This is a genomic window from Vibrio sp. 1402 (assembly GCF_033340275.1).
Map to the genome: position 1 here is coordinate 266 of NZ_JAWOWE010000432.1, position 341 is coordinate 606.

At 49.0% G+C, this 341-nt stretch carries 1 protein-coding gene; it reads right to left on the bottom strand.

Features of this window, described 5'->3' with window-relative positions:
• Positions 1-341 (bottom strand): FAD:protein FMN transferase (locus tag R7044_RS26505; RefSeq protein WP_225456149.1); only part of this gene is annotated, 341 nt, incomplete at both ends.

Sequence of the window (341 nt, forward strand, 5' to 3'; positions counted from 1 at the left end):
CTTCATCAGAAGGCACTACGTCAGGGCGAGCTTCTGGGCCAAAGCCCCAAAGGTTAACCAGAGGACCAACCGTTACATCAAGCGCACCTAAAGTTAGGCCATTGAGACGAACCGCTTCTTTTACTACGGTTGCCGTTTGCGCTGACACTTCGAAAGGCTCACTTGTTTGATGCTGGTTAAAGCGACTCAGCTCTGAGTCTTCACGGTAAGTCGACATTTGATCGTTGACTTCTTCAAGCAGTCGATCGATTTCCGTTTGCAGAGCCTTCGGCGTCGGAATGCCGTCTTGCTCAATGTATTTAATGTTGTAAGAAGTCCCCATTGTAGGACCGCTTAGATGA